This is a genomic window from Secundilactobacillus pentosiphilus, assembly GCF_002217985.1.
Classification (GTDB): Bacteria; Bacillota; Bacilli; order Lactobacillales; family Lactobacillaceae; genus Secundilactobacillus; species Secundilactobacillus pentosiphilus.
In genome coordinates this window covers 72,323-98,229 of sequence record NZ_BCMI01000008.1, presented here as the reverse complement: position 1 = coordinate 98,229, position 25,907 = coordinate 72,323, and the positions used below count along the sequence as shown (strand labels likewise).

Genomic DNA, 25,907 nt, shown 5'->3' with positions numbered 1-25,907 from the left:
TATCTAACTTCATTATTCTACCAGAATTTTAGTAACGAAACCATTAACACTGAACGGTTTTAAAACTTTTTAGGAACTTTTTATGATATGCTAGTTACTTAGAATCATACTCGTAAAAGGATCGCTAATTTACGGGGTTAACGGAGGTTTTTATTTTTGAAATTATTTATTCACTGGATACGTCAACACGAAAAATTATCCCTCTTAACGCTGAGCTTCATCATTCCAGCTGCCGTAATGGCAGCCTACTTTTGTTACCGGGGAATGGGGCCGTTTGGCAGTTCAACGTTGCTGACCGTTGATCTCGGTCAGCAATACGTTGATTTTTTTGCTTACTTTCGCCACACCCTGCTGAGCCATCCCAGCGGTTTCTTCTACACTTTTCAAAAGGCGTTAGGCGGCGAAATGTTTGGCGTCTGGACTTACTACTTAATGAGTCCGTTCAACTTCATTCTGCTCTTGTTTTCAGATAAAACACTGCCCAGTGCGATTTTTTGGATTACCGTCCTCAAATACGGTGCTGCTGGTTTGAGTTTTGCCTGGCTTTTAATGAAAACAAAGGTGCAAAAACATCTGCCGGTTCTGGCCTTCTCCACCAGCTACGCCCTCATGGGCTGGATGGTGGCTAATCAGTTAAACCTGATGTGGCTGGACGCCGTCGTTATTTTACCGCTGATCATTTGGGGGATTATCCAACTCGTGGACACTGGCAAGATGCGGTCTTACGTTGGCTGGCTTGCGGCTCTTCTCATCATTAATTACTACATGGCTTACATGGTCTGTTTGTTCGCCGGTCTCTTCTTTTTGTGGTACTGGCTGTCACAGACTCATTCTGGCAAAGCTGCTTTTTCGTCGCTATACCGCTTCATCGCCGGATCAGTGCTGGCTGCGGGAATTGCCGCAGTCACCCTGCTGCCAACTTGGTATTCGCTAGGAATCAGCAAAAATCAGTATCTCCAAACGGACTGGTCAGCTAAGTTTGAGTACTTCCCGCCGAAAATGTTAGCCAAGTTCTTCATCGGCAGCTTTAATTTTAGTCAAATGCCGAAGGGAACCCCTAACTTGTTCATTGGCAGCCTGATGGTCCTGGGCGCAATCCTTTATTTTCTGCAAGCAGTGCATCCGAAAAAAAATCGGTGGCTGGCCCTACTGGTAACTGTCATCTTAGCACTGTCACTCTGTTTTGAACCATTGGACCTCCTATGGCACGGTATGCAGTTTCCCATCTGGTACCCGTACCGGTTCTCCTTTGTGGTCAGTTTCTGGCTGATCTGGTTGGCTGCCAATACGCTCAAGCCTGAATTTACACCAACCTTCAAACAGTTGATCATCCCCATTTTACTATGTACGGCCACGGTGATTTACGTCTGGGTTAACGTTGATCAATTTTCGTTTCTAAGTCAAAATCAAATGCTGATTGGCAGTTTGTTGCTAGTTGCTGCCTTCTGCTTAGTAGCTCTCCCCAACAAGCGGCCCTGGTTTTACCAGTTAGCCTTTGTCTTGTTTGCCGTGATTGAAATGACCAGCAGTGCCGCTACTAGCTTGAACCGTATCAGCTACGTCACAAAACCCGAATATCAAAACTACCAGCAGGTCTTATCCACTCAAGCGGCTGACGTGACTGATCATGATCATAGCTGGTACCGCATGACACCCACGTTTATGCGGACTAAAAACGACCCGCTATCCGGTCAATTCAACGGCGGTTCCGTCTTTTCATCCACTCTGGAGAAAAGTATGCCAACCTTCATGGGCAACATGGGAGAACCGGATGGTGATGGTTTCGTGACTTACAGCAACGGGACACTTTTGAGTGATTCACTTCTCAACATGAAATATGTCATTGACCGGCACACCAATTCCGGTACGTTGGGCACTAATGTTGTGAATCCCGTTTCTACCCGAACAGACTTAACTGACTATCAGCGTGTCCGTAAAGATGGGATGATTTCCACCTACAAGAATCCCTATGCTTTACCACTAGGATTTCTTTCCAGCAATAACATACTGAGTCTGGACAACTTCACCAAAGATCCGACTCAGTATCAGGCGAATCTCTGGTCAAGCTTAACGGGCAATCCTCAAGATGAACATCTCTTCGGTGCTCAAAACTTCGACCACGTTATTTTTCAAAACGTCAAACAGCAAACTAAACTCACCGGCGCAATTTTACAAAAAAACAATCTGGTCAAGCCTGGCGTGATTACCTTTAACTTTACGCCCAAAACCAATAACGCCTACTACCTGACGCTTGGCGCAAACCTGATCGACGATAATGTATCGATCAATCTCAATCACCATCCGCTAGCGCAGTACCCCACTTACCGCAATACCATCATCGTTAACGTTGCCGATCACCAAAAGGGAAAACCAGTTCAATTACAACTCACCTTGAAGAAGGCCACTCTGTGGCTGCAAAACTTCACCCTTTACCAGTTCAATAATCAGCAATTCGCTGCAGGACAAAAGAGATTAGCGGCTAATCCGCTAAAGGTGACTCAGCACAGTCAAAGCAGTCTGACCGGCTCAGTTGACGTTAAATCGAACGACAGTACTTTAATGACCACTATTCCTTACAGCAAGGGCTGGCATGTCGCGGTTGATGGCCATGCTGCAAAGGCGGTCAAAGTCGCTGGCATCTTCACCGCTTTAAAGCTTCAGCATGGTCGCCATACGATCCGCTTTCGATACTGGCCGCCAATGTTGACTACCGGTTTGATCATGACTTTAATCAGTCTGAGCATTTGCGCGTTTTCCATTTATAAACAGCAACGTCACCATTAACTGATCACTGAAATTCAAAAGGGGCTCGCCGAATTATCACAACCACGATAATTCAGCAAGTCCCTTTTGTATATAAACTTCACTATATTTCGCCGTTTTCAACGTAGTTATACTTCGGTCCATCCTCACTGGGATCATAGTTAATAATCAAGTCATAACCCTTGAAAAACCAGCGGTCATCCTCTGGAACATAGTAGTTAACCCCATCTTTTTTGGTGATGGCATATGGCTTATCTGGATGATCATCCGGCGTCATCGCTAACGAAAAGCCATCGTGGACCGGCGTGCTGCCGTACACTTTGCCATAGAAACGAACACCGCGACCGTCTGATAGCCCCATTTCACTATGAAACCATTTGCTTGCCTGATCAGTAACAATAATTTTCATGAGAGGTTTCTCCTTTATATGCAAATAATGATTGCGCTTTCATTCGACTCATTTATAACCTATTTTTCACATCAGTGCAAGTTAAAGCACCTCATCGCAGGCTTGGCAGATGCACCCAACTCAGATTCCAGCTACTTAACCTACTAAAAAAGTGTCTGTCCCGACAACGTTCGCCGGAACAGGCACTATTAGATTAAACGCTGGCATTTACCGAGTTTTCTCACACAAGCTTTAAAAACTTGGTAAATTTACGAAGCGGATTCGACACTTAGAATTTTAACTTTCATGTCGCCTGCTGGAATGGCGATTGTGACTTCTTCGTTGACCTTGTGGCCTAACAGGCCCTTAGCAATTGGTGAATCATTAGAAATTTTGCCTGACATTGGGTCAGCCTCAGCTGCACCAACAATCGTGTATGATTCAGGATCTTCATCAGGTAATTCCTTGAAAGTCACCTTTTTACCAACATTGACTTCGTCTTTGTCAGTGCCATTATTATCAACCACATCAGCATACTGTAGCATGTGTTCAATCGTCGTGATCCGGCTTTCAAGCATACTCTGTTCGTCCTTAGCAGATTCATACTCGGAGTTTTCAGAAAGGTCCCCGAACCCACGCGCAATTTGTATACGTTTGATTACTTCGGGACGTTTGTTCATCTTTAAATCTTCTAATTCTTTTTCCAGTTTGACCTTACCATCAGCGGTCATTGGATAAGTTTTTTGTTCAGCCAAAATAGCACCTCATTACATTTTATAGTTTTCTGTCGCTTACAATAGCATGTGAAAGTCATCCGTGCAAGCGATATTCATCATTTTTTGAACCTATTTGCTGGGACGGCCATTTTTCTTCTGAGCTAAAATCGAACGGATCTTAGTGGTCAAAAGATCGATCGCCACCTGGTTTTCGCCGCCCTCTGGGACGATCAAATCTGCGTAGCGTTTGGTTGGCTCAACAAATTGGTGATACATCGGTTTAACCGTCGTTAGATACTGCTTGATAATACCGTCTAAATCACGGTGACGTTCTTTAATATCGCGTTGAATTCGCCGAATAATGCGAATGTCATCATCCGTATCAACAAATACTTTAATATCCATTAAATCACGCAAACGTTCGTCATCCAAAATCAAGATTCCTTCCAGGATGATCACATCTTTAGGTTCTTGATGAATCGTCTGAGAACTGCGGGTATACTGTGCGTAATCATAAACCGGTTTTTCGATGGCCTGGTTATCACGCAGTTGTTTGATGTGCTTGATCAATAAATCAGTATCAAATGCCAATGGATGATCGTAATTCACTGCTTTACGTTCAGCCATCGTCATATTGGCCTGATCATTATAATAAGCGTCTTGCTGCAAAATCATGATTGATTCATTTTGCAATTGGTCGTAGATTGCGCGACTAACAGTAGTCTTTCCACTGCTAGAACCACCGGTAACACCGATGATCACTGGTCTTGACTGTTGTACTGACATGATTTAAGTTGACCCCTTCAATATAAAAATTATCTAACTAGTTATTCACTTTGGACAATGATGACACACGTTTGTTATGTTCAGACAGCGACTTTGAGAAGTAAATCTTGCCAGTCTTGGTATTGGCGACGAAGTAAAGATAGCCCTTACTTCGATCAGACGGATTTAGCACTGCTTGAATCGCTGACATACTAGGATTATTAAATGGTCCTGGTCCGTAACCCGCAAATTTATACAGGTTATACGGCGAATCTGATTGAAGGTCCTTCGATGAAAGATGCTGCTTGTGGTGCCCGATTGCGTATTCCACCGCAACGTCAGATTGAAGCGGCATCCCTTGAGCAATACGGTTAAAGAAAACCCCAGAAATTTGACGGCGGTAAGATTGACTCACCCCTTCACGTTCAACTAATGAGGCCAGGGTCATGACTTGCTGAACCGTCAGCTTCTGCTTCTTGATCTTTTTATAATACGGAGACAGTTCATCGTTGGTGTGGGCCACCATCTGATTAACTAACCCCTTCAGGGACATATGCTTATTAACGATATAAGTTGCTGGGTACAGGTATCCTTCAAGGTGATAGCGTACGCCTTTAGAAGTCATTGATGAAGACAGCAAATCAGGATACCGCTTTTCAAGTGATTTCATATAGGACTGATTCTTCATTAAACTTAAAAATTCGGCCTTACTGAAATCAGTGGTTGACGAAATCTTATTTGCGATATCCGCAATACCAGCGCCCTCAGGAATCAACACTTTACCCCTAGAACTTTGAATCGGCTCGCTGGTACCACCTTGCTGCAAACGTTTCGCAACTTGATTTAACGTCATGGATGCTTTTAGCTGGTAATAACCGGCTCTCAATTCCGAGTAGTTATGCGATTTAACGTAGTAATTAAAAACTGAACCGTTTTTCACGATCTTTTTATCTTGTAAAATCGAACCAATTTGTTTGCTGGAAGCTCCCATAGGAATATCAACTTGTACGACTTCTTCGCTCTTGGGATTCAGCGGCTTGAGTGCCGACTGAAAGTAATGATAGAAAACGACGCCACTAACGATCAGCAAAATTACTAAGACACTGACGACCCCCGTAATGATTTTTTGTCCAGTAGACATTTTCTTCTTCCCTGGCCGTTTGGAAGTGGGCTGCTTGTCGTTATCCAAAATATTTCCTCCGTTCCGTTCTTTCAATATCTGCACCATTATACAAGATTTTAAGTGCCAGTGCAGTAAAAATATGGCGAACTTAAGAATTTTGAAATAGACTGATGAAATGTTAACACGTCATTCTGTCAAAGCAAAAAACGTTAGAACAGCATTACGTTGCTAATTCTAGCGTTTTTTGAATAACGGATCGATCTTCCCTGATCATTGATTCCGACCCGTGTTATTGAATGAAGTCTCATCCAGTAAGGGGGTTCACATTATCTAATTTCTGCGCCCAGTTCACTGGTTAGTGTCTTTTGAACCTTTTCAAAGGCGTGGTTGACTTCGTCATCAGTTAACGTGGCGTTTGGATTTTGATAGGTCAGTGTATAGGCCAAGGATTGCTTACCGCTTGGCAGGTTCTTCCCATCATAAATGTCAAACAGCGCAACCGACTTCAGGTAAGCGCCGCCCCGTTTCTGAATCTGCGCTAAGACTTGCGCATTAGTGACGGATTTGTCGACCAGTAACGCCACATCACGCGTAATGGAAGGATACTTGGAGATTGGTTCAAACTGGTCCATATCCTTCGGCATGTCAATCAGTGCATCCAAATCTAATTCAAAGACGTAGGTTTGGTTGATCTTATAAGCTTCAGCAACGGTTGGGTGAACCTGACCAATAAACCCAATGTAGTGACCGTGAATCGTAATATCAGCAGTTCTTCCCGGATGCATTTCAGGGTAACGGTCAGTAGCAACGAATTCAACGTCGCCCTTAATAGCCAGGTTATCCAAGTACTTTTCGACAATTCCCTTGAGTTGATAGAAATCAACAGCATTGTTCTTCGCGTTTTTCAGCGGATCGACAATTAATTGACCGCTAACTGCACCAGCGATGTGTTCGTGTTCACTAGGGCGTACCTGGTCGGCAGCATCTTTGTAGAAGACCCGCCCCTGTTCGTACAGGGCAACGTCCTTCACACGGCGAGCGTTATTATAAGCAATGTCATCCAGTAAGCCACTGATCAGATTCATCCGCAAGGTTGTATGATCAGCTGTCATTGGCCAGCTTAACTGGGTTTCAGAACTTTCACGCATCATAAACTGACCCGCTTTAGTCTCGGTTGTCAAGGCGTAGGAAATGGCTTGATTAAGGCCCAGTGCTTCCAGAACGTGCCGCGAATCCCGCATCAACTTCTGCTTTTCGGTTAAGGCACCAACCGTTGTTGGCCCACTGGGCAGAGTTGATGGAATCTTATCATAACCGTAGATCCGGGCAACTTCCTCCAGCAGATCAGCCGGAATATGAATGTCCCAGCGAGTAGAAGGCACGCTGACGGTGTAAGTTTCGCCATCAACTTGCACACCAAATCCCAGCCGCTTAAAGATGTCTGCAACTTGATCCAGTTTCAGGTCAGTACCCAGTACGTGGTTTACCCGTGACAAAGTGACCTTGACGATAACGTCTTTCACGTCATAGCTTGAGCCCGTGACGATTCCCTTTAACACGTCGCCATCAGCCAGTTCGTGCATCATTTCAGCTGCCGCGTCAGCTGCTTCTTCAACGCCGCCACGGTCAACGCCACGTTCAAAGTGCTGCGAAGCATCGGTATGGAGGTTTTGGCGCTGAGCGGTCTTCCGAATCAAAGTCGGTGTGAAAACGGCTGATTCAATGGCTACCGTAGTCGTGTGATCATCGATTTCAGAATTCAAACCACCCATCACACCAGCTAAGGCAATTGGTTTTTGGTCGTCGGCAATCACGATGTCTTTTTCATTCAGTTCATGTTCTTCTTCATTCAGAGTCGTCAGTTTCTCACCCTTTTGGGCGTAACGGGCCTTGATCGTAGAACCAGAAACCTTACCGTAATCGAAGGCGTGCAGTGGTTGACCATACTTCAACAAAATGTAATTTGTGACATCAACCACGTTATTAATGGGCCGCATACCGGCATTCCATAACTTAATTTGCAACCAACGGGGACTCGGCTGAATCTTCACGTTTTCAACGACCCGCATTGTATAAATGGGTGCTAAATCTTTATCAACGTCCAGAGAGACTTTATCAGCTGCTGGCGTTGAAACTTCTTCCACTTGAGGGTGGTTAAGCTGAGGTGTCTGGTCGTAAATGGCACCCAAATCGCGAGCAACACCGTAAACACTCAGCATGTCACCACGGTTAGGCGTAACGTCCACGTCGATGAGATAATCGTCCATACCTAAGTATGGGAAAACGGGTTCGCCAACCTTCGCGTCGTCTTGCAAGAAGTAAATCCCATCGGCCCATTCCTTCGGCACAACGTCTTTTGAAAACCCGATTTCATCTAAGGCACAGATCATCCCGTTAGAAACCACACCGCGCATCTTAGAGCGCTTGATTTTGACGTTGCCGCCAATTCGTGATCCTGGTAAGGCCACAATGACTTTCTTATCCGCCGCAACGTTGGGTGCGCCGCAGACGATTTGGGACAGTTCCTCATCGCCGACATCGACTTGGCAAACTTGTAAGTGATCTGAATCAGGATGCGGCTCCATAGAAACAATTTTACCAACGACGATTTTCTTTAAACCGTCGCTGGGTTGCGTCACTGAATCGACTTCAACGGAGGAACGTTCGATTTTTTCACCCAAATCTTTCGGTGAAGCTTTAAGATCTAAATATTCTTGTAACCAACTGTAAGAGATTTTCATTTTGGCTGATTATCCTTTCTTTGAAAATTGGGTGAGGAAACGAACATCGTTCAAGTAGAAGTTGCGGATGTCGTCTACACCATACTTCAGCATTGCAAACCGGTCTGGACCAAGGCCAAAGGCAAAGCCACCGTACACTTCGGAATCCACGCCAGCCATCTCAAGGACGTTCGGGTGCACCATTCCGGCACCCAGAACTTCGATCCAGCCAGTATACTTGCAGACTGCGCAGCCCTTGCCACCACAGTTGAAACAAGTAATGTCGGCTTCAACAGACGGTTCCGTAAATGGAAAGTAGCTTGGCCGCAACCGAATATCGAACCGGTTACCGAAGAGTTCATGGGCAATCAATTCAAGGGTCCCCTTTAAATCTGCCATCGTAATGTGCTTGTCGATCACGATTCCTTCCACTTGGTGGAACTGGTGGGAGTGGGTTGGATCATCGGTATCCCGACGATAAACGACCCCTGGTGAAATCATCTTTAACGGGCCCTTGCTGAAATCGTGCTTTTCCAAGGTTCTAGCCTGCATTGGCGAGGTTTGCGTCCGCATTAAAATATCCTTTGTGATGTAGAACGTATCCTGCATATCACGTGCTGGATGATCCTTTGGCAAGTTCATCATTTCAAAGTTGTATTTGTCTTCCTCGACTTCTGGACCAGTTAAAACCTGGTAACCCATGCCGATGAATAAATCTTCAATTTGATCGATAATTTGTTGAATAACGTGAGGCTGCCCTTGAGCAACTGGTTTACCAGGCAATGTCACATCGATCTTTTCGTTAGCCAGCTGCTTGTTTAGTCTGTCCTTCTTTAATTCGTCACGCCGTGCTTCAATGGCACCTTGCAGTTCATCTCTGACGGTGTTAGCAAACTGACCAAACTTCGGCCGCTGGTCAGCAGGTAAATCACGCATGCCGCGAAGTGCTTGTGTGATTGGCCCCTTTTTACCTAATAACTCCACCCGCAGTGCGTCTAAGTTCTTTAGATCCCCTACGTCTTTAATATCTTGTTTCCGTTGCTGCCGGATCTTTTCCAGCTGATCGATCAGTGTCATGTCTGACCCTCCTTAACAAAATAAAAAAACTCCGTCCCTAAATAAAGGGACGAAGCTTTCGCGGTACCACCCTTGTTTACTTTAATAAAGTACACTCGGTAATTTAATAACGGTCAATTAACCGGAAGATTATTTGTTACCTCAGTAACGCCCAACCTCTGCTTAGAAAGTGAATTCATTCTTATCAAACTGCGAACTTCCACTAAAACGCCCGCATCTCTTGGATTGAATCAGAATTACTGGTCTTTCGTCATCGCATTTTTCCAATTTACACAACCACTAGTTTACAGCGGTTGGTGGCATTGGTCAACCTTAGGAGCAGATTGATTTTGACACCATTTTTCTGACCAGCCGTGAATTGACTTCATCACGCTTGCTAAATCCTGACCCTTTTCGGTCAGCGCATATTCAATCAGCGCAGAATTCCGGTAGGTCTTCCGCATCACGATGCCATCACTTTCTAATTCCTTAAGGCGTTCAACTAACACGCGGTCGGAACACTTACTGACCTTATTAGCGATGTCTTTAAATCGTTGTGGTCCGAGATTTAATAATACATCGATTATAAGACCGTTCCACTTTTTACCTAAAATCGAAAACGTCCATTCAAACTTCGGGCAAAGCTCGAAGTCCGTGACGTCAATGGTCTTGTCAACGACTTGATCCATATCAACACCCCTAATCTAGTCCGATTACTTGTCTAATAAATTCAATACACGGTCAATATTACGTTTCCGCCAAGCCATGACCCGTTTTCGCATCGGTGATAAGAACTCAACAACCGCTTCTTTATCATCAACTAAACTGACGATCACACTTTCGCGATACTTTGGTAACGCAGCCGTAGCCCCCCACATATGCTTGAGGATGATGTCTTTTTCCATCGGACTAAGTTCAGTCAGTTTCTCTGCGTTTCGTAAAGCCACCCGTGGATGAATGAAAGCGTGAGAACCTAAGTTAAACTTAGTTGTCCGCCAGTCATAGTAAAACAAATCGTGCAATAATCCAGCCCGTGCAGTGGCACGAACATTCAAATGATGCTTTTTGGCAATTAAGTAGCTATCGTAAGAAACGGAGATGGAATGATCTAACCGGTTGGAGTGGTGGTGCTGGGTATAATTGGCCAGTTTTTGAACTTCTGGCTTAGCCAGCAAATCACCGACTAAAGCAACGTATTCTGAGTCTTGGCGCCAATCATTTCTTGTCATACAACGCTTCCTTTACTTTTAGTAAGTTTATAATCTACGTAAACTATACTTAATGTAACATAATATTGCAAGCAAAATACCCTAAATGACGGGACTTAAGCCAAATTTTGGTTCAGTTTAAACATGAGTATACCCGCGGCGACCGCAACGTTCAAAGACTCCGCCTGACCCTTAATTGGAATGTACAGGTTAGCCGTTGTTTGGGTCATTAACTTTTCAGCCATTCCCTGCCCTTCATTGCCTAAAACCAAACCGAATTCAGCTGGCGGCGTGACCGTGCTGTAATCCTTGGCATTCTCATTCAATGCTGAACCATAGACGGGGATGTTTCTGGCCTGTAAGGCACTGATCCAGTCCTCAAGGTTACTATGGGTCAACTGAATGTGAAACTGACTGCCCTGCATTGACCGAATAACTTTTGGTGTATAACGGCTAGAGGTTCCGTCGCCAAAAACGACTCCCCTAAAACCGGCCGCATCCGCAGTTCGAACCATCGTACCAATGTTTCCCGGGTCTTGAATTCGGTCTAGCAGCAACCATGCGCCAGTTGCCGTTTCCGGATCAACGTGTTCAGCTGCTAGGATATCCAACACGGCAAAAATACCCTGCGGCGTGACCGTGTCAGACAACTTTTTCGCAATTTCATCCGTGATTTCAAAGGTTTCAACGTTGTCTGGAAACTGGTGCTGGTGAATATTTAACTGTTCAGCAGTCGCCATAATTTGAACCACTGGCTGTTCAGCTGCAATGGCATCGCCAACAATATGCCACCCTTCTACCAGGTATTGGTGGAATTTTTGGTGCCCTTTTTTGGTGCTCAAGTGTTGCCATTTTTTGACTTTTGCGTTTTGAGTCGACGTAATTTCTTCGATCATGAATTCCTCTTCTTTCCGATTTTTGTTACTATTGACCATAATATCACGATTAAGGAGTGTTTTGATGAAATCAGTGACAATTTCAATTCACGGGCGGGTCCAAGGGGTCGGATTCCGCTGGACAACGGCGCGCTTAGCCAACCGGCTCCAGGTCGTTGGCTGGGTTAAAAATGAGCCGGATGGGTCAGTAACAGTACGCGCACAGGCTGATGAAACCAGTTTAAACGCTTTTATCGAAGCGTTAAAGAAATCACCAACACCCTACGCTAAAGTCAGCCGCTTAACAATAACTGACAAAAATGTTGAAGACTTTAAAAAGTTTACCATTACCGATTGAAAAAGCCCTTCATATCAAGTAAGATTTATCTTGTTGTCATCTTTAGAGAACTTCGCTACTATAGTATAATAAAGAATTTGTTCAGAAGGGATTTGAATAAAAGTAAATGAAATCAAAAAAGCCTTTACAACTGGGTCTAGCGGTGGCCGCACTGTTACCGCTGCTGAGCGGCTGTGTGCAACGTACCAAGAGCGGTAAGCCGTACGGACTGGTCTACGATTACCTCGCAGTTCCCGGACAGCACGTGATGGAGTGGCTAGCTAATATGCTGGGCCATTCCTATGGCTGGGCCATTATCGTTGTGACCGTGGTCGTTCGAATGGTATTGCTGCCGTTAATGGTACGGCAATTACGCAGTTCAACGGTTCAGCAGGAAAAAATTTCAGCCATTAAACCACAGATGACTGAACTGCAAAAGCGACAAAGAGAAGCTGCCACACCCGAAGAGAAAACCGCTGCTAGTCAAGAGATGATGCAGCTTTATAGCCAAAACGGTATCAGCATGACCGGTGGCATTGGCTGCCTGCCTTTGCTGATTCAAATGCCGATTTTCGCGGCACTGTACGCAGCGATTCAATACTCACCGGAACTTTCCTCATCGACTTTCATGGGAATCCCGCTGGGAAAATCTTCAATCCTGCTCGCCGTTCTTTCGTTTTTGGCCTATCTTCTGCAAGGTTACTTGTCAATGATTGGGATGCCTGCTGACCAACGAAAAGCCATGCGAATGACGATGGTGGTTAGTCCCGTCATGATCCTGTTCTTCACGATTTCAACGTCTGCCGGTTTAGGTCTTTACTTCTTCATCGGTGGTATCTTCGCCTGTGTCCAAACACTGATCATTAATTTGTATCGGCCACGGATCCGGCGCGAAATCGAAGCAGAAATGAAAAAGAACCCGCCGAAGATCGTTAAGCCTAAGCCAGTTGCTGCTACTCCGAATCCAGCAACACCTAAGTCAACGGTTCAACCAAGTATCGTTGCGCAAGATAAGCATAACCGGAATCGGAATGCTGGCAAACAGCGTCACCATTAATAAAAATAGAGATATAAAAGAGAGTGTGCCACAACTCGGTAGATTCCAGAATTTAACGTAAAAAAACGTATTCCGTCGAACTTTGTCGGAATACGTTTTTTTGCGTTAAATGGCCGGAATCTGAGTTGTGGCGCAGGTTAGACTAGATTAAAGTATTGAGCAAAAGCAACCTTTAAATTGTCTTTAAGTCAAGAAACCAAATAAAATTTTTATCAATATAGACTTAAGTCACAGCCCCTTTTTCGTTTACGGACGTCTTTGCGGCGTCAAAATATTTTTAATAACACCCATACCATAAAAGATTGCCGCCAGCCAGGGTAAAAACGGCATTAAAAACGCCCCAATCGCACTCACGACTGCCCCTGCTGAAGTTGCCGTAACCGCGTCTTGATACATGACAACGGCGAGGAGAACCGTCAATACCGCCGTAATTATCCCCCAGCGTTTAAATTTTTGCCCGCCGAAGGCATGGTGCGTGACGGCTTTTATTAGACCGCCGATTACCATAGCAGTAGCAATGCCTAATACGCCTAAAGCAATAAAATAAACGTCAACGGTTCTTCCTAAATGAGTTTGATTAAAAATCTGATCAAGTTGAATCCCCTGCCCCCTAATGATTCGCCTAGTAACTAGATAGCAAATTAAACTGGGGATGATCAGGATACTGCCCGTTTGGAACTCACGGTTGGAAACTAAATGATGGCTCCCCTTTTTTGCCGGTTTGCGAAACCGCGGTTGCGGGGCCTCCTGGTCTGCCTCAGTCTCCTTGGCAGCTGAAGGTGTCACTTCACTGAATTGCTGGTCGTCACGGCCGTTTTTGGGCTCAGTCGGCTTCCGTTCCAGAAAGGTATTTCGACCAGTCAATAACGGATACAAGTAAGTGGTCAGGATAAACAAACCAAAAAACCACCACCGCCACGCATTAAATAATAGGCTAATCACGTAAAACAGTAGGATAAACCAGCCGTTATTCAACACGAATTGGCCAACTTGCCTAAGGTGCGTTAGGTTGGGAATCAACCGGTACTGCCAATGATTCGATGAACGTCCCTTTCGACGCGGCAGTGAGGTGTGATCCCTTGTCCGCCGGGATGGAATCGCTGTTGAGTTATCAGTTAATTTGAAGCCGCACTCCGGACAGAATGGTGATCCTGAAGGAATTGAGCGGCCGCAGTTTGGGCAAATGATTGCTGCCATTTTTGTCACTCCGATCTACGAATAGGTTCTTTAACCTAAGTCTACTATACGTAATTTTGGTGAACTTTGATTCGAATTTTCGAAAAATTAAGAGAAATAAAAGCGTTCGCCATTTAATCACAAAAGCAGATCCCTGCGTCTCCGGAACCTGCTTAGGTTTGTCAATGTGTTGTATTCACCACTTGTCGTTTTCTTGCTGCTTAGCCTTTAAGGACTTATAAAAGCCTTGCCATTCATGAGCTCTAAGACGTTGCCACTGTTTAAAAGCGATGCCGATAAGCAAAGGCACCGCGGTGGCAATGAACACCTGCATCCAAAACAAACTGGTCGCTTGAGTGGTCCTGAGTATATCTAAAATCATTTTATGCATATACATAATGATCAAAGTGTGTTTGCCGGCTAACGATAATATTCTGGCAATCAACTGCACGGGAAATAAGACCACTTTGGCAGCTGAGTGGGTAAATTTTAAAGGAAAAGCAATCATTCTGCTGATACCAAACACCGCCAAGCAGCACAAAATAGGAATGATACCGACCATTAAAGCTAACTGAATGTGAGTTGCCGGAACTTTGTCAAACGAAGCCGTAATTTGGTGACTGCGCATGAAAAGAATAAAGGAAAACTTTTCCGTTTTCAACTGTACAAACAGCCAGTAAACGGCCACTGCCGAAGGCAAAAAAACGTACCATTTAACTAAGTAATGCTTGCAGAAATAAAATAGATTATAGCCAATCAGCATGTAAGCCATGACCAATACCGCAATGTCCATGTCCCAGGGTGCAGTCACAACGCCCAAAAACTGAAATTTAGTTTCTTGAACATAGCTGGTGGACCAATAAATAAAGTACGCGGCAATCACCAATTGCAACGGTTTAAACCGAATCAGACTGATAATCACAGTGGTCCCAATGATCCCTAAAATATAGGTTTCCGGGTACCAGAAAATCGTTGTGTAATGTCCCAACGTTTTACCACCATAAAAGAGTTTGAGAACGTAAACCAAACTATAGGTGATCGACTTATTATGAATAAATTTATACGCAATAATCAGCAGCAACCCAGCCACAAAGTAACTGCGTAAAATCGGCAGGACCTTTTTCTTGAAAAAAACGGTGACCCTTTCGATATCCACTAAGTTAATGGATCTGAGAAAAAAGCCGCTGATCAAAAAGAATAGCGGCATGTGCCACCAATAAATAAAATTGTACCAGTATCGGTCGACTTGACCAAGTTCCACATAAGGCAGCAAATTATGCCCGCAAACAACTGCCACCATGCCGATTCCTTTGGCAATGTCCAGCCAAACGATCCGGCGCCGTTTATGAGGAGCAGGTTGCTGATTTGATTCATCGTCGTTATTGGCTGACAAATATTGAGGTTTGCTATCCTGAGTAAAATTCATAATAAACACCTTCACCACCATACATTATCCAACTTTAACGAACCACACCTAAACACCCTTATTAATATAATAAGAAGTTCTTAATTAAACGATTAACTTTTAAGTTATTAACGTGTAAAAGACTGTGCTGGGCCTTCGAACCGGTAACTTGCTTTTCTTGATAACTCATTTTAACGTTGCTCGTTTTAACCAAATATCCTAATGACCGTGCACTTACCGTGGTCACGAGGCCATCACTATCCGTACCGTCTTCTAAGTTACCGTAGATATTCAAAATAGAAAGGCCCATCGGTAGGCGGTGCCGATACTTTAAAAGATGCCGATATTCCGGCCTTTCAATTTTAGGACGACCATTTTTTTCAAAGGAATTTTCACCCACATGGTCATCCCATAAGCGACCGATCTGTGTCTTATACGCCGGTTGGTCTGACTTATGTAGATCTAAAATCCCGTTAAAGGGTCCCGCAATCGTTACTAAGCGGTTCGGGATAATCCGACGGGTTTGATTTAAGTGAGTTTCAAAATAATTAATCCAGGCGTAAGCCCCCATTGAATGGCCAATCGCATCGTAACTCTTAATGTGATATTGGCGATTAAGTTTAGGCATGATTTTGGCTAACATGTCGCTGTAATAAAACTCACCCGCGTGATTCTTAGCGATAACGATTGGAATGATAATTCTTTGCGTCACAGTCGGTTGGTATTTCCCAATCAAATGAACGTGGTTCTTTTTATCAACGTAAATAATCAACTGCTGCTTGGCAGTACGGCTTTGGTTCAAGCTAGCAGCAATGTATTTTTCTGAATTGTAAGTTCCTCCAAAGCCGTGCAGCAGCAAGATAGGCCGTTTGGAATCCTTAGACTCCTTATTATTGGAATCTTCTTGAATTTGCTGTTCCTGTTTAGCCACAGTTTGGTTTTGCTGCTTTAGGGTATTGACCATTTGTGTTGTTTGCTGCTGAGTACGAACGGCCTGCTGATGAAGGTGATACTGGTGAAAAAGGAAGAATAATAACCCGAAAAAAAGCACCCCCAGCAAAGCTAATAGCCACTTGTTTTTCAACGGGTGACGGCTAACCTTCTTGAGGTGAGCAACAACCCCTTGCCCTCGGGGTTGGCTTTTTTCTTTCTGAGAGTCTTGCGCTGAACCTGCCACGTTGGTCTTTAATAGATAACCGCATTTAGGACAGGTAGCAGCATCTGCAGGAATCGACTTCCCACAGTTTGGGCAAATCATTGTTGCCATGTGGTTCACTCCAATCTACGAATAGCTTCTTGAATTATGTTACCACTATCAGAAATCTTTGTGTATATTGACAGAAAAGATGACATAATGATGAAATATTTCCGCAACATTGCGAATGCTTTAAAATTTTCACCATTAAATCCGTTCAATATTAAGCATACGTTATCATCAATTGATAGAACTAAAAAACGGCCTTCACTTTGGAAAGCCGTTTTAAAATTTAATTACCAGATTAAGGCTCATTTCTATCCGTCATGACGCTTATCAGATTGAGCCGCTTTTTCGTCATGTTCAGCGGTTGACGATTCACTGGCACGATAGACACCAGGAATATCTGACGTCGAATCACCCGCTGGATCAGCCCCCAAGTTAGTTGCTAAGGAATCACTGGTCGAACGTTCTTCTTCGTCTTCTTCCTTGGCATGATCCAGTTGAATTTTAATGTCTTCTGAAATTAATGGCAGTTCAATTTGAAAAATTGAACCATAGCCTAAGGCACTTTCGATACTGATCTTGCCGTGATAGGCCTCCACCAGCCGTTTAGCAATGGACAAACCTAGCCCGTTACCGCCCTTGTTACGGCTGCGGGCTTTATCGACCCGGTAGAACCGGTTAAAAACCCGTTGACGGTTTTCTTCTGAAATACCTTCACCAAAATCCTGAACGGCGATTTGAGCAACGTGCCCGCTGGAAGATAAAGACAAGTGAATTTCCTTGCGCTTCACCGAATACTTCACAGCGTTATCCAGCAGAATGATCAATACCTGTTCCAAGTGGTTACGGTAAATTTGCGAATAAGCATGCTGCTTGACATCGTCATCTAAGATAAACGTAAAGTCCGGGTGGATCATCTTGAAATCGTTAAAGACTTGGTTAACGACTTCTTTAATATCGGAAGTTTCGTGATTCATCGTGATCTGAACCTGCTCAGCCCGCGTGAGATCCAGCATTTCAGTAACCAGGCTTTGCATCCGTTTGCTTTCCTGCATCGCTGCAGAAAGTGATTCGTTTAAGACCTCAGGATCATCTTTACCCCACCGTTGCAGCATCTCGATGTGCCCCTGAATAACGGCAACAGGGGTTCGCAATTCGTGAGAAACATCCCCCACAAATTGCTGTTGCTGATCGATGTAGCGCTGCATCTGGTCCAGCATGTCGTTGAAAAGTTCACTCAGGTCGGATAACTCATCGTTCCGACGTGTCACCGGCACCCGTTCATCAGACTGCGGGTCCGACCGTACTGCCCGCATGGTCTTGTTAAGTTCAGTAATGGGTTTAAGTAACAGATCTGCGAGACAGTAACTGAAGATGGACGCCACGAACACGGCTGAGATCACTAACACAAACAAGATTAAAGAAAAGCGATTGCGCGCCGCCTTATATTCCGTCATGGCGTTAGCAACTTGGACATAGCCCAGCAAGTGATGGCCATTCTGCGAGTAAATTGGGGCACGCCCGACTAAACCGCTGAAACGACCGGTGTTCTCCATTTTCATTTCCCGTTTGCCAGACAGCCGACTATTATCAACGTGGGGATTACGGGAGTTGAAAATTTCCTTTTTTTGAGTGTTATAAACTGAAACACCAGTGCTGTCGCGAGACAGATCCGTGATGATCGAATTTTGGTAAATATTGGTAGTACCTGAAACTGAGCCGCTGGGTTGATTCAAATTAGGCTGCAGGGCATTGCTAACGGACGAAGCCGTAAAGTGCCCCTGAAGATTATCTACCCGGCTAATGACGGTATCCAAAGTACTACTGACATGGGTCCGCTCCTGTTGCAGCAAAACCCCTGACAATCCCTGAAACATCAGCACGGAAAAAACCACAAAGATAAGAAAGACGCCGGTTGCACTACCCAGCGCCCACTTCCACTTCATCGAAAAACGATGCCGTTTTTTTAAGTTTGTTTCATTATTACTGGTCTCACTCATGAACGCATCACGTACCCAGTACCACGGACCGTTTGAATGTAACTTTTCTCACCCGGCCGGTCAATTTTATTACGTAAGTAACGCACGTAAACGTCAACTACGTTAGTTTCAACTTCTGATTCATAACCCCAAACTTTGTTTAATAAAACGTCGCGGGCAAGTACCACGTTAACGTTTTCCATCAAAGTCAGCAGTAATTCATATTCACGCTTAGTCAGGTTAATCACCTCATCACCGCGACGAACAACCCGGTTTTCCTTTTCGATGGTCAGATCTTTATAAGTGACCGTTGTCTGCTTGAAGTCCTTTTGTTCACTTTCAATGTGAATCCGCCGAAGCAAGGCACGAACACGGGCCAGTAGTTCTTCAATAGCGAATGGTTTAACAATGTAGTCATCAGCACCGTGATCAAACCCGGAAACCCGGTCAATAACAGAATCGCGAGCCGTCATCATAATGATTGGTGTACTCTTCACTTCTCGAATACGACGAGCGACATCAATACCGTTTAGCTCAGGTAGCATTAAATCAAGGAGTATAACGTCAAAGTCTTCGGCTAAAGCGGCATCCAAGCCAGTTCGACCGTTAAACTGCACCTCGGTGTCATAACCTTCATGCTTTAATTCTAGCTCCACAAAACGAGCTAAGTTCTTTTCATCTTCAATAATTAAAATTCGACTCATTTTAACGAACTCCTCTTATTTATAGTTTTCGTATTTATGCTCATAAAAACTTCTAGCACACCGATAATAGTGTACCATACTGTCACTCAAATTACTTTTCCATCTTACTATATAAATTAAAATTTGGCGAATTTTATACTACTGAATGAAAAAAATTATCATTTCAAGGATTTAGTGAAAAAGTTTTTTTCATAATTCGAATTTAAAAGTACTTAAAAGTACCATTTAGATACGGATAACAAGTGTTTTCTTGAATGTTAAAATTTTGAAATTGATTATTTTTGCTCAAAATATCACTTGAACTTTCTGATTCGATGTGTTTAAATAACATTGTGAAATCATAAACGAAAGAGGTAATTGTATAATGAAAGCTGCTGTTGTGCGCGACCCAGTTGATGGGTATGTTGATATTAAGGATGTCAAGCTTCGTGATTTAAACTATGGTGAAGCATTAGTTGATGTTGAGTATTGTGGTTTATGTCATACTGACCTTCACGTTGCCGCTGGTGACTTTGGTAAAGTTCCTGGCCGTATCATTGGTCACGAAGGTGTTGGTATCGTTTCTAAACTTGGTGAAGGCGTCACAAACTTAAAGATTGGTGACCGTGTATCTATCGCCTGGTTCTACAACGGCTGTGGCCACTGTGAATATTGCTTAACCGGTCGCGAAACACTTTGCCGTAACGTCAAGAACTCCGGCTTCACTGTTGATGGTGCTATGGCTCAACAAGTTATTGTTGATGCTAACTACGCCGTTAAGGTGCCAGAAGGTTTGGATCCCGTTGAAGCAACGAGTTTAACCTGTGCCGGTGTTACCATGTACAAGGCCCTCAAGGTTGGCGAAACTAAGCCAGGCCAATGGGTTGAAGTTGTTGGTGCCGGTGGTTTAGGTAACTTAGCTATTCAATACGCTAAGCACGTCTTCGGCGCACACGTTGTTGCTGTTGATGGTAACCCTGACAAGTTAAAGGCTGCCAAAGAAATGGGCGCTGATATCTTAATCAACCGTAAGACTCAAAACGTTGCTGAAGAAATTCAAAAACAAGTTGGCGGTGTTAGCACTGCTCAAGTCACTGCCGTTAACGACGCTGCATTCACTCAATCAGTTAATGCCCTTCGTCCAGATGGTCGCTTAGTTGCCGTTGCTTTACCACAAGGTGACATGAAGTTGAACATTGCTAAAACTGTTCTTGATGGCATCCAAGTACGTGGCTCACTGGTTGGTACTCGTCAAGACTTAGCTGAAACCTTCCAGTTCGGTGCTGAAGGATTGGTACACCCAATCGTTCAAACCCGTCGTTTAAGCGAAGTTAACGATATTATTGATGAAATGAAAGCTGGTAAGATCACCGGCCGTATGGTTGTTGACTTTACTAAGGAATAATCTCTTTCATTTTCAATATAGATAAAATAAAAAAGAACCGGGGATGTTGATCATCTCCGGTTCTTTTTGTTAGCTTAAAAGTACATCAATTACAAATTCAAGTAAATAGGCCGCTATAACTGCTCGGTAAGCACTCCATCACTACTGTTCTGACATCTTACCAACGAAAAGCATAGCAGCCGCTACGACGCATTTTAGCTCCCATTCAACCCGCTTAAATTACGCAAAAAAAAGAAGCATCCAGAGACCGCGGTTCTCGTGGATGTTTCTTTTTTAATTAATTAGTTGTTAGTCTTAACAACCTGACGACCATCATAGAAGCCGCAGTTAGGGCAAACAACGTGTGATTTACGTAATTCACCACAGTTTGGGCAAGCACTCAAATTAGGTACTTGCAACTTAATGTTTCCTCGACGCATACGTTTCTTCGTCTTAGAAGTTTTACGTGCTGGTACAGCCAATGGAAACACCTCCTTAAATTTAAAATTATCCACTAGTGAAAGATTTTTAAAGCCTTACTTTTCATCGCCCTTCGACGAATCATCAAAGAAGTTTTTCAACTTAGCAAGACGTGGATCAACAGTTTTAGAATCTGACTCCTCAGCATCCTGGTCACCTTCGATAGTTACCTCCCAGCCTTGGCCTTCAGGTAACTGATCTGCTGACTGTTCAGCTTTCGTCAGTACTTGCATCGGAATCTGCAACAGCAGATTGTCAGCAATCGCTTTATCAACATCAATCTCATCGTTGTTGACAACCAACACCACGTCGGTCTTTTCGTAACGACTGAGTGCGGCTTGAGAATCAACGTAGAACTCGGTGACGTCAAAGTCAGCTGGTAATTCAACTGGTGCTAACGAACGAGTCGATGGTACCGTCAAAGTGGCCTTAACGTGTGCGTAAAACAACGCGTCGCCATTACCTTCAACGCTTACCATCCCATTGATGTGAACTGGGGTTACGTCAAGCACTTCATCAGGATAACGTTCCATCAGATCTGCTTTTAAATCCAGGGCTTCATCGAATTTAAGCGGTGCCTGCCGGTACTCTTTTTGTAACTCGGATAACGACAATTTCAATTCAGTATCCTCCTAACGCAACTTTATTATTATAACTATGGGCTGTGACGATGTCAAGGGAATTTACATGACACGTGAAAAACAGCTGCAAAATGATTCTAAAAGTTGCACTTATTCAAAACGGGCAATTAAAATCAAACGATCACGGGATGCAAGAGCCGGTCTTGATCCGCCCCGCTCAGCAGCTGACGCATTAAGCCAGCCTGATAATCCAGCCGGTACGGACCATTGATCCAATCATCCGTGACACGGGCAATTAAGGGCAGCTCAGTGGCCTTTTTGGCCCGGTTCAAATATTCCTGCCCACTATGATTAAAGCCCAGCACACGGGCATACCTGACCGTTGTTGGCAAGGCCACCCGATCGATCTGCATTAAAACGTACACGCAAAGACGCTGCAGTCGCGCATAGGTGAACCGCTTCGTCTTGGCACTGCGCAAAAACTCTGTGAAATTAGGACTGGTCAGCGCTGCTTGCTTCAGCCGATATTCAATCCCCTCACTCATCTGATAGATTTCATGAAGGTTCTCGATCGACGTTGAAAGCAGCTGATACCTCAAGAACGGCCAATAGTCGGCCCAAGTCAATCGAGTCTCCTCACGCAACGCAGTGACAGTCGCTTGGGGAACCAACTGATCGATGATCGCCCAATTATCGTCCTGCAATGCTTTGCGAATTGCTGCTCCGCTGGCAACTGTTGCTTCAGTACCAACGTGAGTATCCCGGTGGGAACTGCCCCGCCGCTGAATCGGCAGTATTTTCATGGGGTGTGCTAGTCGGTGATTGGCCGCAACGTAACTAAAACCTAAGATATCATTGGAAGCGCGAAGATCCATCCCCGTCTGTGCCTGCAAATAGTCGTTAAACAGTGTTGGATAGGTTTCATCAAACTGTTTAAAATGACTGCTGGCATTCGTGGGCTGGTTAGCTACCAAGGTATTGAAATCCAAATCAGGATGTTCAGCCCCAAAAGCCAGACTAGTGCAGCCTAGTTCAGAGAGCAGCTGAACGGCCCCCTGTGCAAACAAGTGTGCTGGCTGCACCGCAAACTGAAACGGCAGTTCAACCACTAAATCAGCGCCGCCAAAGAGGGCTAATTTAGTCCGCTGCCACTTATCTAACAGTGCCGGCTCACCGCGTTGCACCCAGTTACCGCTCATCACCACAACGGTCACATCTGCCTGAGTTTGCTGTTTGGCTTGCTGAAGCTGGTAAATGTGGCCATTATGAAACGGATTATACTCCGCGACAATTCCCAAAATATTTGTGATACTGGCCACCTCCCGTAATCAGCTATTTAGAACAGACAAAGAACCAGCGCGTCGTATCTGGCTTAACACTGGCTTTACCAAAGTCAGCAGAAATCTCGACCTGCTTGAAGCCGGCCGTCTTCAACAAACGTTGGTAAGTTGCCAGTTCGTAGGTACGCTCATGGTGCAGTTCAGCAACTTCGTCGTAAGCATCTTTGGCTTCATTATAGGTAAAAAACGTCAGATCATGATCAACTGAATGGGGGTCCTCTCCCGCTTCACTAGACCACATAAAAGCTTGGTCAGTATCCCGGTAATTATACATATACCCGGGGTAAACCGTATCCGTTTGGTACGGCGAAATAACGTCAAACAAAAATTGCCCATCATCGTCCAGATGACGTGCAACTTGTTCAAATGTTGTCGACAATGACTGTTCGTCCGGTAAATAACACAGTGAATCGGCAAAGCAGGTCACCGTATGGTACGTTTCCAGATCGTTGAGATCAAGCATATTGCCTTCAATCAAAGGCAGCGTAACATCGGCTTCTCTCGCGTGCTGATCAGCCAAGCTCAACATTTCATCAGAAAGATCAAAACCGGTCACGTTATAGCCGTCCTGCGCTAACAGCACCGCTAAGCGCCCCGCTCCGCAGGCAAGCTCCAGCAGCGGCTGCTGCTTGTCAATCACCTGTTTTTCTACAAACGAACGCCATTCAAGGTATAATTCGCTGTCAAACAGTTCATCGTATAATTTGGCAAAGGTCTGATAGATCATGCTTCGACCCAGTCATCAACGTTAACTAGCGGTGCTTCGGACCATAATTTTTCCAGATTATAGTGGGCCCGTTCGTCCTTTTGGAAAACGTGGACCATGACGTCGCCGAGATCAATCAAAACCCAGCGAGCAGCGTCGCGACCTTCGATCCGTTTAATGGCGATACCAGCTTTTTCACAGGCTTCCTGAATGTTGTCAGTAATGGCTTGAACTTGCCGACCAGAAGTGGCGTCAGTAATCATGAAATAATCCGTGATCAAACTTACGCTTTGCATGTCTAAAGCGACAATGTCTTCTGCTCGCTTGTCTGAAGCTGCTTTTACAGTCACTTCCAAAATATCTTTGCTATTCATTAAATACCTCCGTTAATCTTTCAATCCGCTTTGAGGAACCCAAGCGTTGTAAGTCTCAATTGTTTTCGGGTAAATACGCTGATTATTTTCCAGCAGGTACAGCAGCGTATGTTTGGTCTGATAGGCCACTGCCAATTCAAGGTTCTGAGAGGTCAGTAAGCGTGCTTTTTCGACCCCGTCGAAATCACGAGCCGGTTCAATATAGTCAGCCATATAAATAATCTGCGCCAGTTTGGTCATGTAACGGTTCCCGGTCGTGTGGTAACGCACAGCATCCAGGATATCTTCGTCAGCAATGCCCAATTCAGCTTTAATCAGTTCAGCTCCTACAAGACCATGCCAAATGGCATTGTTCCAGTTCACTAAATCAGGATCCAGCTGGTAGTGATGAATGGCTGCAATAAAGTCCTCATCAGGACGCTGTTTGGCGTAATCATGAACTAAACCAGCAATCGAAGCTTTTTCAACTTCAACGCCATACTGTTTTGCTAACTTGACCGCGGTCTGTTCGACCCGCTGGACGTGAGCAAACCGGGCAGGCTTTAACTGCTTAGCAATTTTAGCCAGTAGCTGCTCACGACTATCAGCCGTATACCGACCCGAATACGTTACTTCTTCACTCATGATATAACTGTCGCTCCTTAATATACTTCGCTACTGCATCCTTCACGAAGTACCTGATAGATTGTCCCTGTCTGATTCGGCTGCGAATCATGGTAGAACTAATATCAATTAAGGGAATGTCCACCCAGAGAACTGGGTATTTAGAGGTTACCGGGTAATTTTCGCGACGAACACCGACAAATTGCACCAGCTTGACTAAATCATCGATTCGGTACCATTTCGGCAAATAATCGACCATGTCACCGCCAATAATAAAGTAGTATTCGTTTTCAGGGTGCTTACGCTTCAGTTCCAGCATCGTGTCATAGGTGTAACTGATTCCACCCCGCTGAATTTCAGCCAGTTCAATTCCAAAATTGGGGTTATCCGCGATACTGGCTGACACCATTTTAACCCGGTCACTGGCATCAATTGCCACTTTCCGGTCGACGTGCGGCGGGTTAGCATCCGGCATAAACAAAACCCGGTCAAGTCCTAACTGTGTCATCACTTGATCAGCCATGATCAAATGCCCGATGTGCGGTGGATTAAACGTGCCACCAAGAATACCGATCCTTTTTTTCTTAACGGTGGCTGCGAGCTGTTCAACAACCTTCGTTTTCGTCTGCTCAACTACCTTAACCATCCTGATTTCCCCTTACTTCAAAATAATTACGCTAATTTTTTTACTTGTAATGAAAGATCCTGATATTTCTCTTCAGATGCCGGCTGGAATAAAACCAGTACCCGGCCAATGGTTTGGACAACTTGAATGGGGGTGTTGTCTTCAATGTAGGCCTGTACTTCTTCAACCGTCTCGTCAGCACTTTGCTGCAGATTGATCTTGATGAGTTCACGCTTCTGAAGCGCACCGTCCAACTGAGCTAACCACGTTTGGTTAAGCCCGTTTTTACCCACCGAAAAAATCGGGTTTAAATGGTGTGCCTGGGCACGCAAAAACCGTTTTTGTTTTCCTTTTAACTTCAA

Annotated in this window: 26 protein-coding genes and 1 other annotated feature; of the genes, 4 read left to right on the top strand and 22 right to left on the bottom strand. The window is 44.6% G+C overall.

What is annotated here, in order from left to right; translation table 11 throughout:
- Nucleotides 1–156: 156 nt before the first annotated feature.
- Nucleotides 157–2,784, top strand: coding sequence for a YfhO family protein (locus CES81_RS05695; protein ID WP_225356352.1), 2,628 nt, complete (start codon nt 157–159; stop codon nt 2,782–2,784).
- 82 nt (nt 2,785–2,866) lie between these two features.
- Here the strand turns inward: CES81_RS05695 and CES81_RS05690 are convergent, their stop codons facing one another.
- The 9 genes from CES81_RS05690 to CES81_RS05650 form a co-directional block, all read right to left on the bottom strand.
- Nucleotides 2,867–3,172 carry a HesB/YadR/YfhF family protein gene (locus CES81_RS05690; protein ID WP_089087672.1) on the bottom strand — a complete coding sequence of 102 codons (306 nt, stop codon included), beginning with the start codon at nt 3,170–3,172 and terminating at the stop codon, nt 2,867–2,869.
- 248 nt (nt 3,173–3,420) lie between these two features.
- Complete coding sequence (greA, locus tag CES81_RS05685; protein ID WP_089087671.1) at nt 3,421–3,906, bottom strand: transcription elongation factor GreA; 486 nt, start codon at nt 3,904–3,906, stop codon at nt 3,421–3,423.
- Between the two features lie 90 nt (nt 3,907–3,996).
- A complete protein-coding gene (gene udk / locus CES81_RS05680) occupies nt 3,997–4,653 on the bottom strand; it encodes a uridine kinase (protein ID WP_089087670.1) in 657 nt (218 codons plus the stop codon).
- 37 nt (nt 4,654–4,690) lie between these two features.
- On the bottom strand, nt 4,691–5,860 hold the full coding sequence (gene mltG, locus CES81_RS05675; protein WP_089087669.1) for an endolytic transglycosylase MltG: 1,170 nt from the start codon (nt 5,858–5,860) through the stop codon (nt 4,691–4,693).
- Between the two features lie 221 nt (nt 5,861–6,081).
- Entirely contained in the window at nt 6,082–8,496 is a 2,415-nt protein-coding gene (pheT, locus tag CES81_RS05670; protein WP_089121015.1) for a phenylalanine--tRNA ligase subunit beta, read from the bottom strand.
- A gap of 9 nt (nt 8,497–8,505) precedes the next feature.
- Complete coding sequence (gene pheS / locus CES81_RS05665) at nt 8,506–9,552, bottom strand: phenylalanine--tRNA ligase subunit alpha (protein WP_089087667.1); 1,047 nt, start codon at nt 9,550–9,552, stop codon at nt 8,506–8,508.
- 42 nt (nt 9,553–9,594) lie between these two features.
- Nucleotides 9,595–9,815: a binding site (T-box leader), on the bottom strand.
- Nucleotides 9,816–9,836: 21 nt separating this feature from the next.
- Nucleotides 9,837–10,220, bottom strand: coding sequence for a winged helix-turn-helix transcriptional regulator (locus tag CES81_RS05660; protein WP_089087666.1), 384 nt, complete (start codon nt 10,218–10,220; stop codon nt 9,837–9,839).
- A gap of 24 nt (nt 10,221–10,244) precedes the next feature.
- Nucleotides 10,245–10,760: an HD domain-containing protein gene (locus CES81_RS05655; RefSeq protein ID WP_089087665.1), complete on the bottom strand. Its 516-nt coding sequence runs from the start codon at nt 10,758–10,760 to the stop codon at nt 10,245–10,247.
- A gap of 95 nt (nt 10,761–10,855) precedes the next feature.
- Entirely contained in the window at nt 10,856–11,632 is a 777-nt protein-coding gene (locus CES81_RS05650; RefSeq protein ID WP_089087758.1) for a TrmH family RNA methyltransferase, read from the bottom strand.
- A 67-nt stretch (nt 11,633–11,699) separates the two neighbouring features.
- On the opposite strand from CES81_RS05650, the gene CES81_RS05645 reads away from it, so the two are divergent.
- Nucleotides 11,700–11,972, top strand: a complete 273-nt coding sequence (locus CES81_RS05645; RefSeq protein WP_089121014.1) for an acylphosphatase — start codon at nt 11,700–11,702, stop codon at nt 11,970–11,972.
- A gap of 106 nt (nt 11,973–12,078) precedes the next feature.
- Nucleotides 12,079–13,008: a membrane protein insertase YidC gene (gene yidC / locus CES81_RS05640; RefSeq protein WP_089087663.1), complete on the top strand. Its 930-nt coding sequence runs from the start codon at nt 12,079–12,081 to the stop codon at nt 13,006–13,008.
- Nucleotides 13,009–13,254: 246 nt separating this feature from the next.
- Here yidC and CES81_RS05635 read toward each other — a convergent pair whose 3' ends face one another.
- The 5 genes from CES81_RS05635 to CES81_RS05615 all read right to left on the bottom strand — a co-directional run bounded on the left by CES81_RS05635 (nt 13,255) and on the right by CES81_RS05615 (nt 19,473).
- Nucleotides 13,255–14,205: a zinc ribbon domain-containing protein gene (locus CES81_RS05635; protein WP_089121013.1), complete on the bottom strand. Its 951-nt coding sequence runs from the start codon at nt 14,203–14,205 to the stop codon at nt 13,255–13,257.
- 175 nt (nt 14,206–14,380) lie between these two features.
- A complete protein-coding gene (locus tag CES81_RS05630; RefSeq protein WP_180949741.1) occupies nt 14,381–15,610 on the bottom strand; it encodes an acyltransferase family protein in 1,230 nt (409 codons plus the stop codon).
- A 61-nt stretch (nt 15,611–15,671) separates the two neighbouring features.
- On the bottom strand, nt 15,672–16,856 hold the full coding sequence (locus CES81_RS05625) for an alpha/beta hydrolase (protein ID WP_089121027.1): 1,185 nt from the start codon (nt 16,854–16,856) through the stop codon (nt 15,672–15,674).
- A gap of 245 nt (nt 16,857–17,101) precedes the next feature.
- Nucleotides 17,102–18,790: a HAMP domain-containing sensor histidine kinase gene (locus CES81_RS05620; protein ID WP_089121011.1), complete on the bottom strand. Its 1,689-nt coding sequence runs from the start codon at nt 18,788–18,790 to the stop codon at nt 17,102–17,104.
- Complete coding sequence (locus tag CES81_RS05615) at nt 18,787–19,473, bottom strand: response regulator transcription factor (protein WP_054655009.1); 687 nt, start codon at nt 19,471–19,473, stop codon at nt 18,787–18,789. Before CES81_RS05615 ends, CES81_RS05620 begins: the two co-directional genes overlap by 4 nt.
- 364 nt (nt 19,474–19,837) lie before the next feature.
- On the opposite strand from CES81_RS05615, the gene adhP reads away from it, so the two are divergent.
- Entirely contained in the window at nt 19,838–20,857 is a 1,020-nt protein-coding gene (gene adhP, locus CES81_RS05610) for an alcohol dehydrogenase AdhP (RefSeq protein WP_089087659.1), read from the top strand.
- Nucleotides 20,858–21,138: 281 nt separating this feature from the next.
- On the opposite strand, the gene rpmF is transcribed toward adhP, so the two are convergent.
- The 8 genes from rpmF to yhbY all read right to left on the bottom strand — a co-directional run bounded on the left by rpmF (nt 21,139) and on the right by yhbY (nt 25,907).
- Entirely contained in the window at nt 21,139–21,318 is a 180-nt protein-coding gene (gene rpmF / locus CES81_RS05605) for a 50S ribosomal protein L32 (RefSeq protein WP_054655005.1), read from the bottom strand.
- A 54-nt stretch (nt 21,319–21,372) separates the two neighbouring features.
- On the bottom strand, nt 21,373–21,936 hold the full coding sequence (locus tag CES81_RS05600) for a YceD family protein (RefSeq protein WP_089121010.1): 564 nt from the start codon (nt 21,934–21,936) through the stop codon (nt 21,373–21,375).
- A 134-nt stretch (nt 21,937–22,070) separates the two neighbouring features.
- Nucleotides 22,071–23,207, bottom strand: a complete 1,137-nt coding sequence (locus tag CES81_RS05595) for a nucleotidyltransferase (protein WP_089121026.1) — start codon at nt 23,205–23,207, stop codon at nt 22,071–22,073.
- Nucleotides 23,208–23,229: 22 nt separating this feature from the next.
- Complete coding sequence (locus CES81_RS05590) at nt 23,230–23,964, bottom strand: class I SAM-dependent DNA methyltransferase (protein WP_089121009.1); 735 nt, start codon at nt 23,962–23,964, stop codon at nt 23,230–23,232.
- On the bottom strand, nt 23,961–24,317 hold the full coding sequence (gene rsfS, locus CES81_RS05585; RefSeq protein ID WP_089087656.1) for a ribosome silencing factor: 357 nt from the start codon (nt 24,315–24,317) through the stop codon (nt 23,961–23,963). Before rsfS ends, CES81_RS05590 begins: the two co-directional genes overlap by 4 nt.
- Before the next feature lie 12 nt (nt 24,318–24,329).
- Entirely contained in the window at nt 24,330–24,941 is a 612-nt protein-coding gene (gene yqeK, locus CES81_RS05580) for a bis(5'-nucleosyl)-tetraphosphatase (symmetrical) YqeK (protein WP_089087655.1), read from the bottom strand.
- Nucleotides 24,934–25,566, bottom strand: coding sequence for a nicotinate-nucleotide adenylyltransferase (locus tag CES81_RS05575; protein ID WP_089121008.1), 633 nt, complete (start codon nt 25,564–25,566; stop codon nt 24,934–24,936). Before CES81_RS05575 ends, yqeK begins: the two co-directional genes overlap by 8 nt.
- A 26-nt stretch (nt 25,567–25,592) precedes the next feature.
- Nucleotides 25,593–25,907, bottom strand: a complete 315-nt coding sequence (yhbY, locus tag CES81_RS05570; protein WP_089087653.1) for a ribosome assembly RNA-binding protein YhbY — start codon at nt 25,905–25,907, stop codon at nt 25,593–25,595.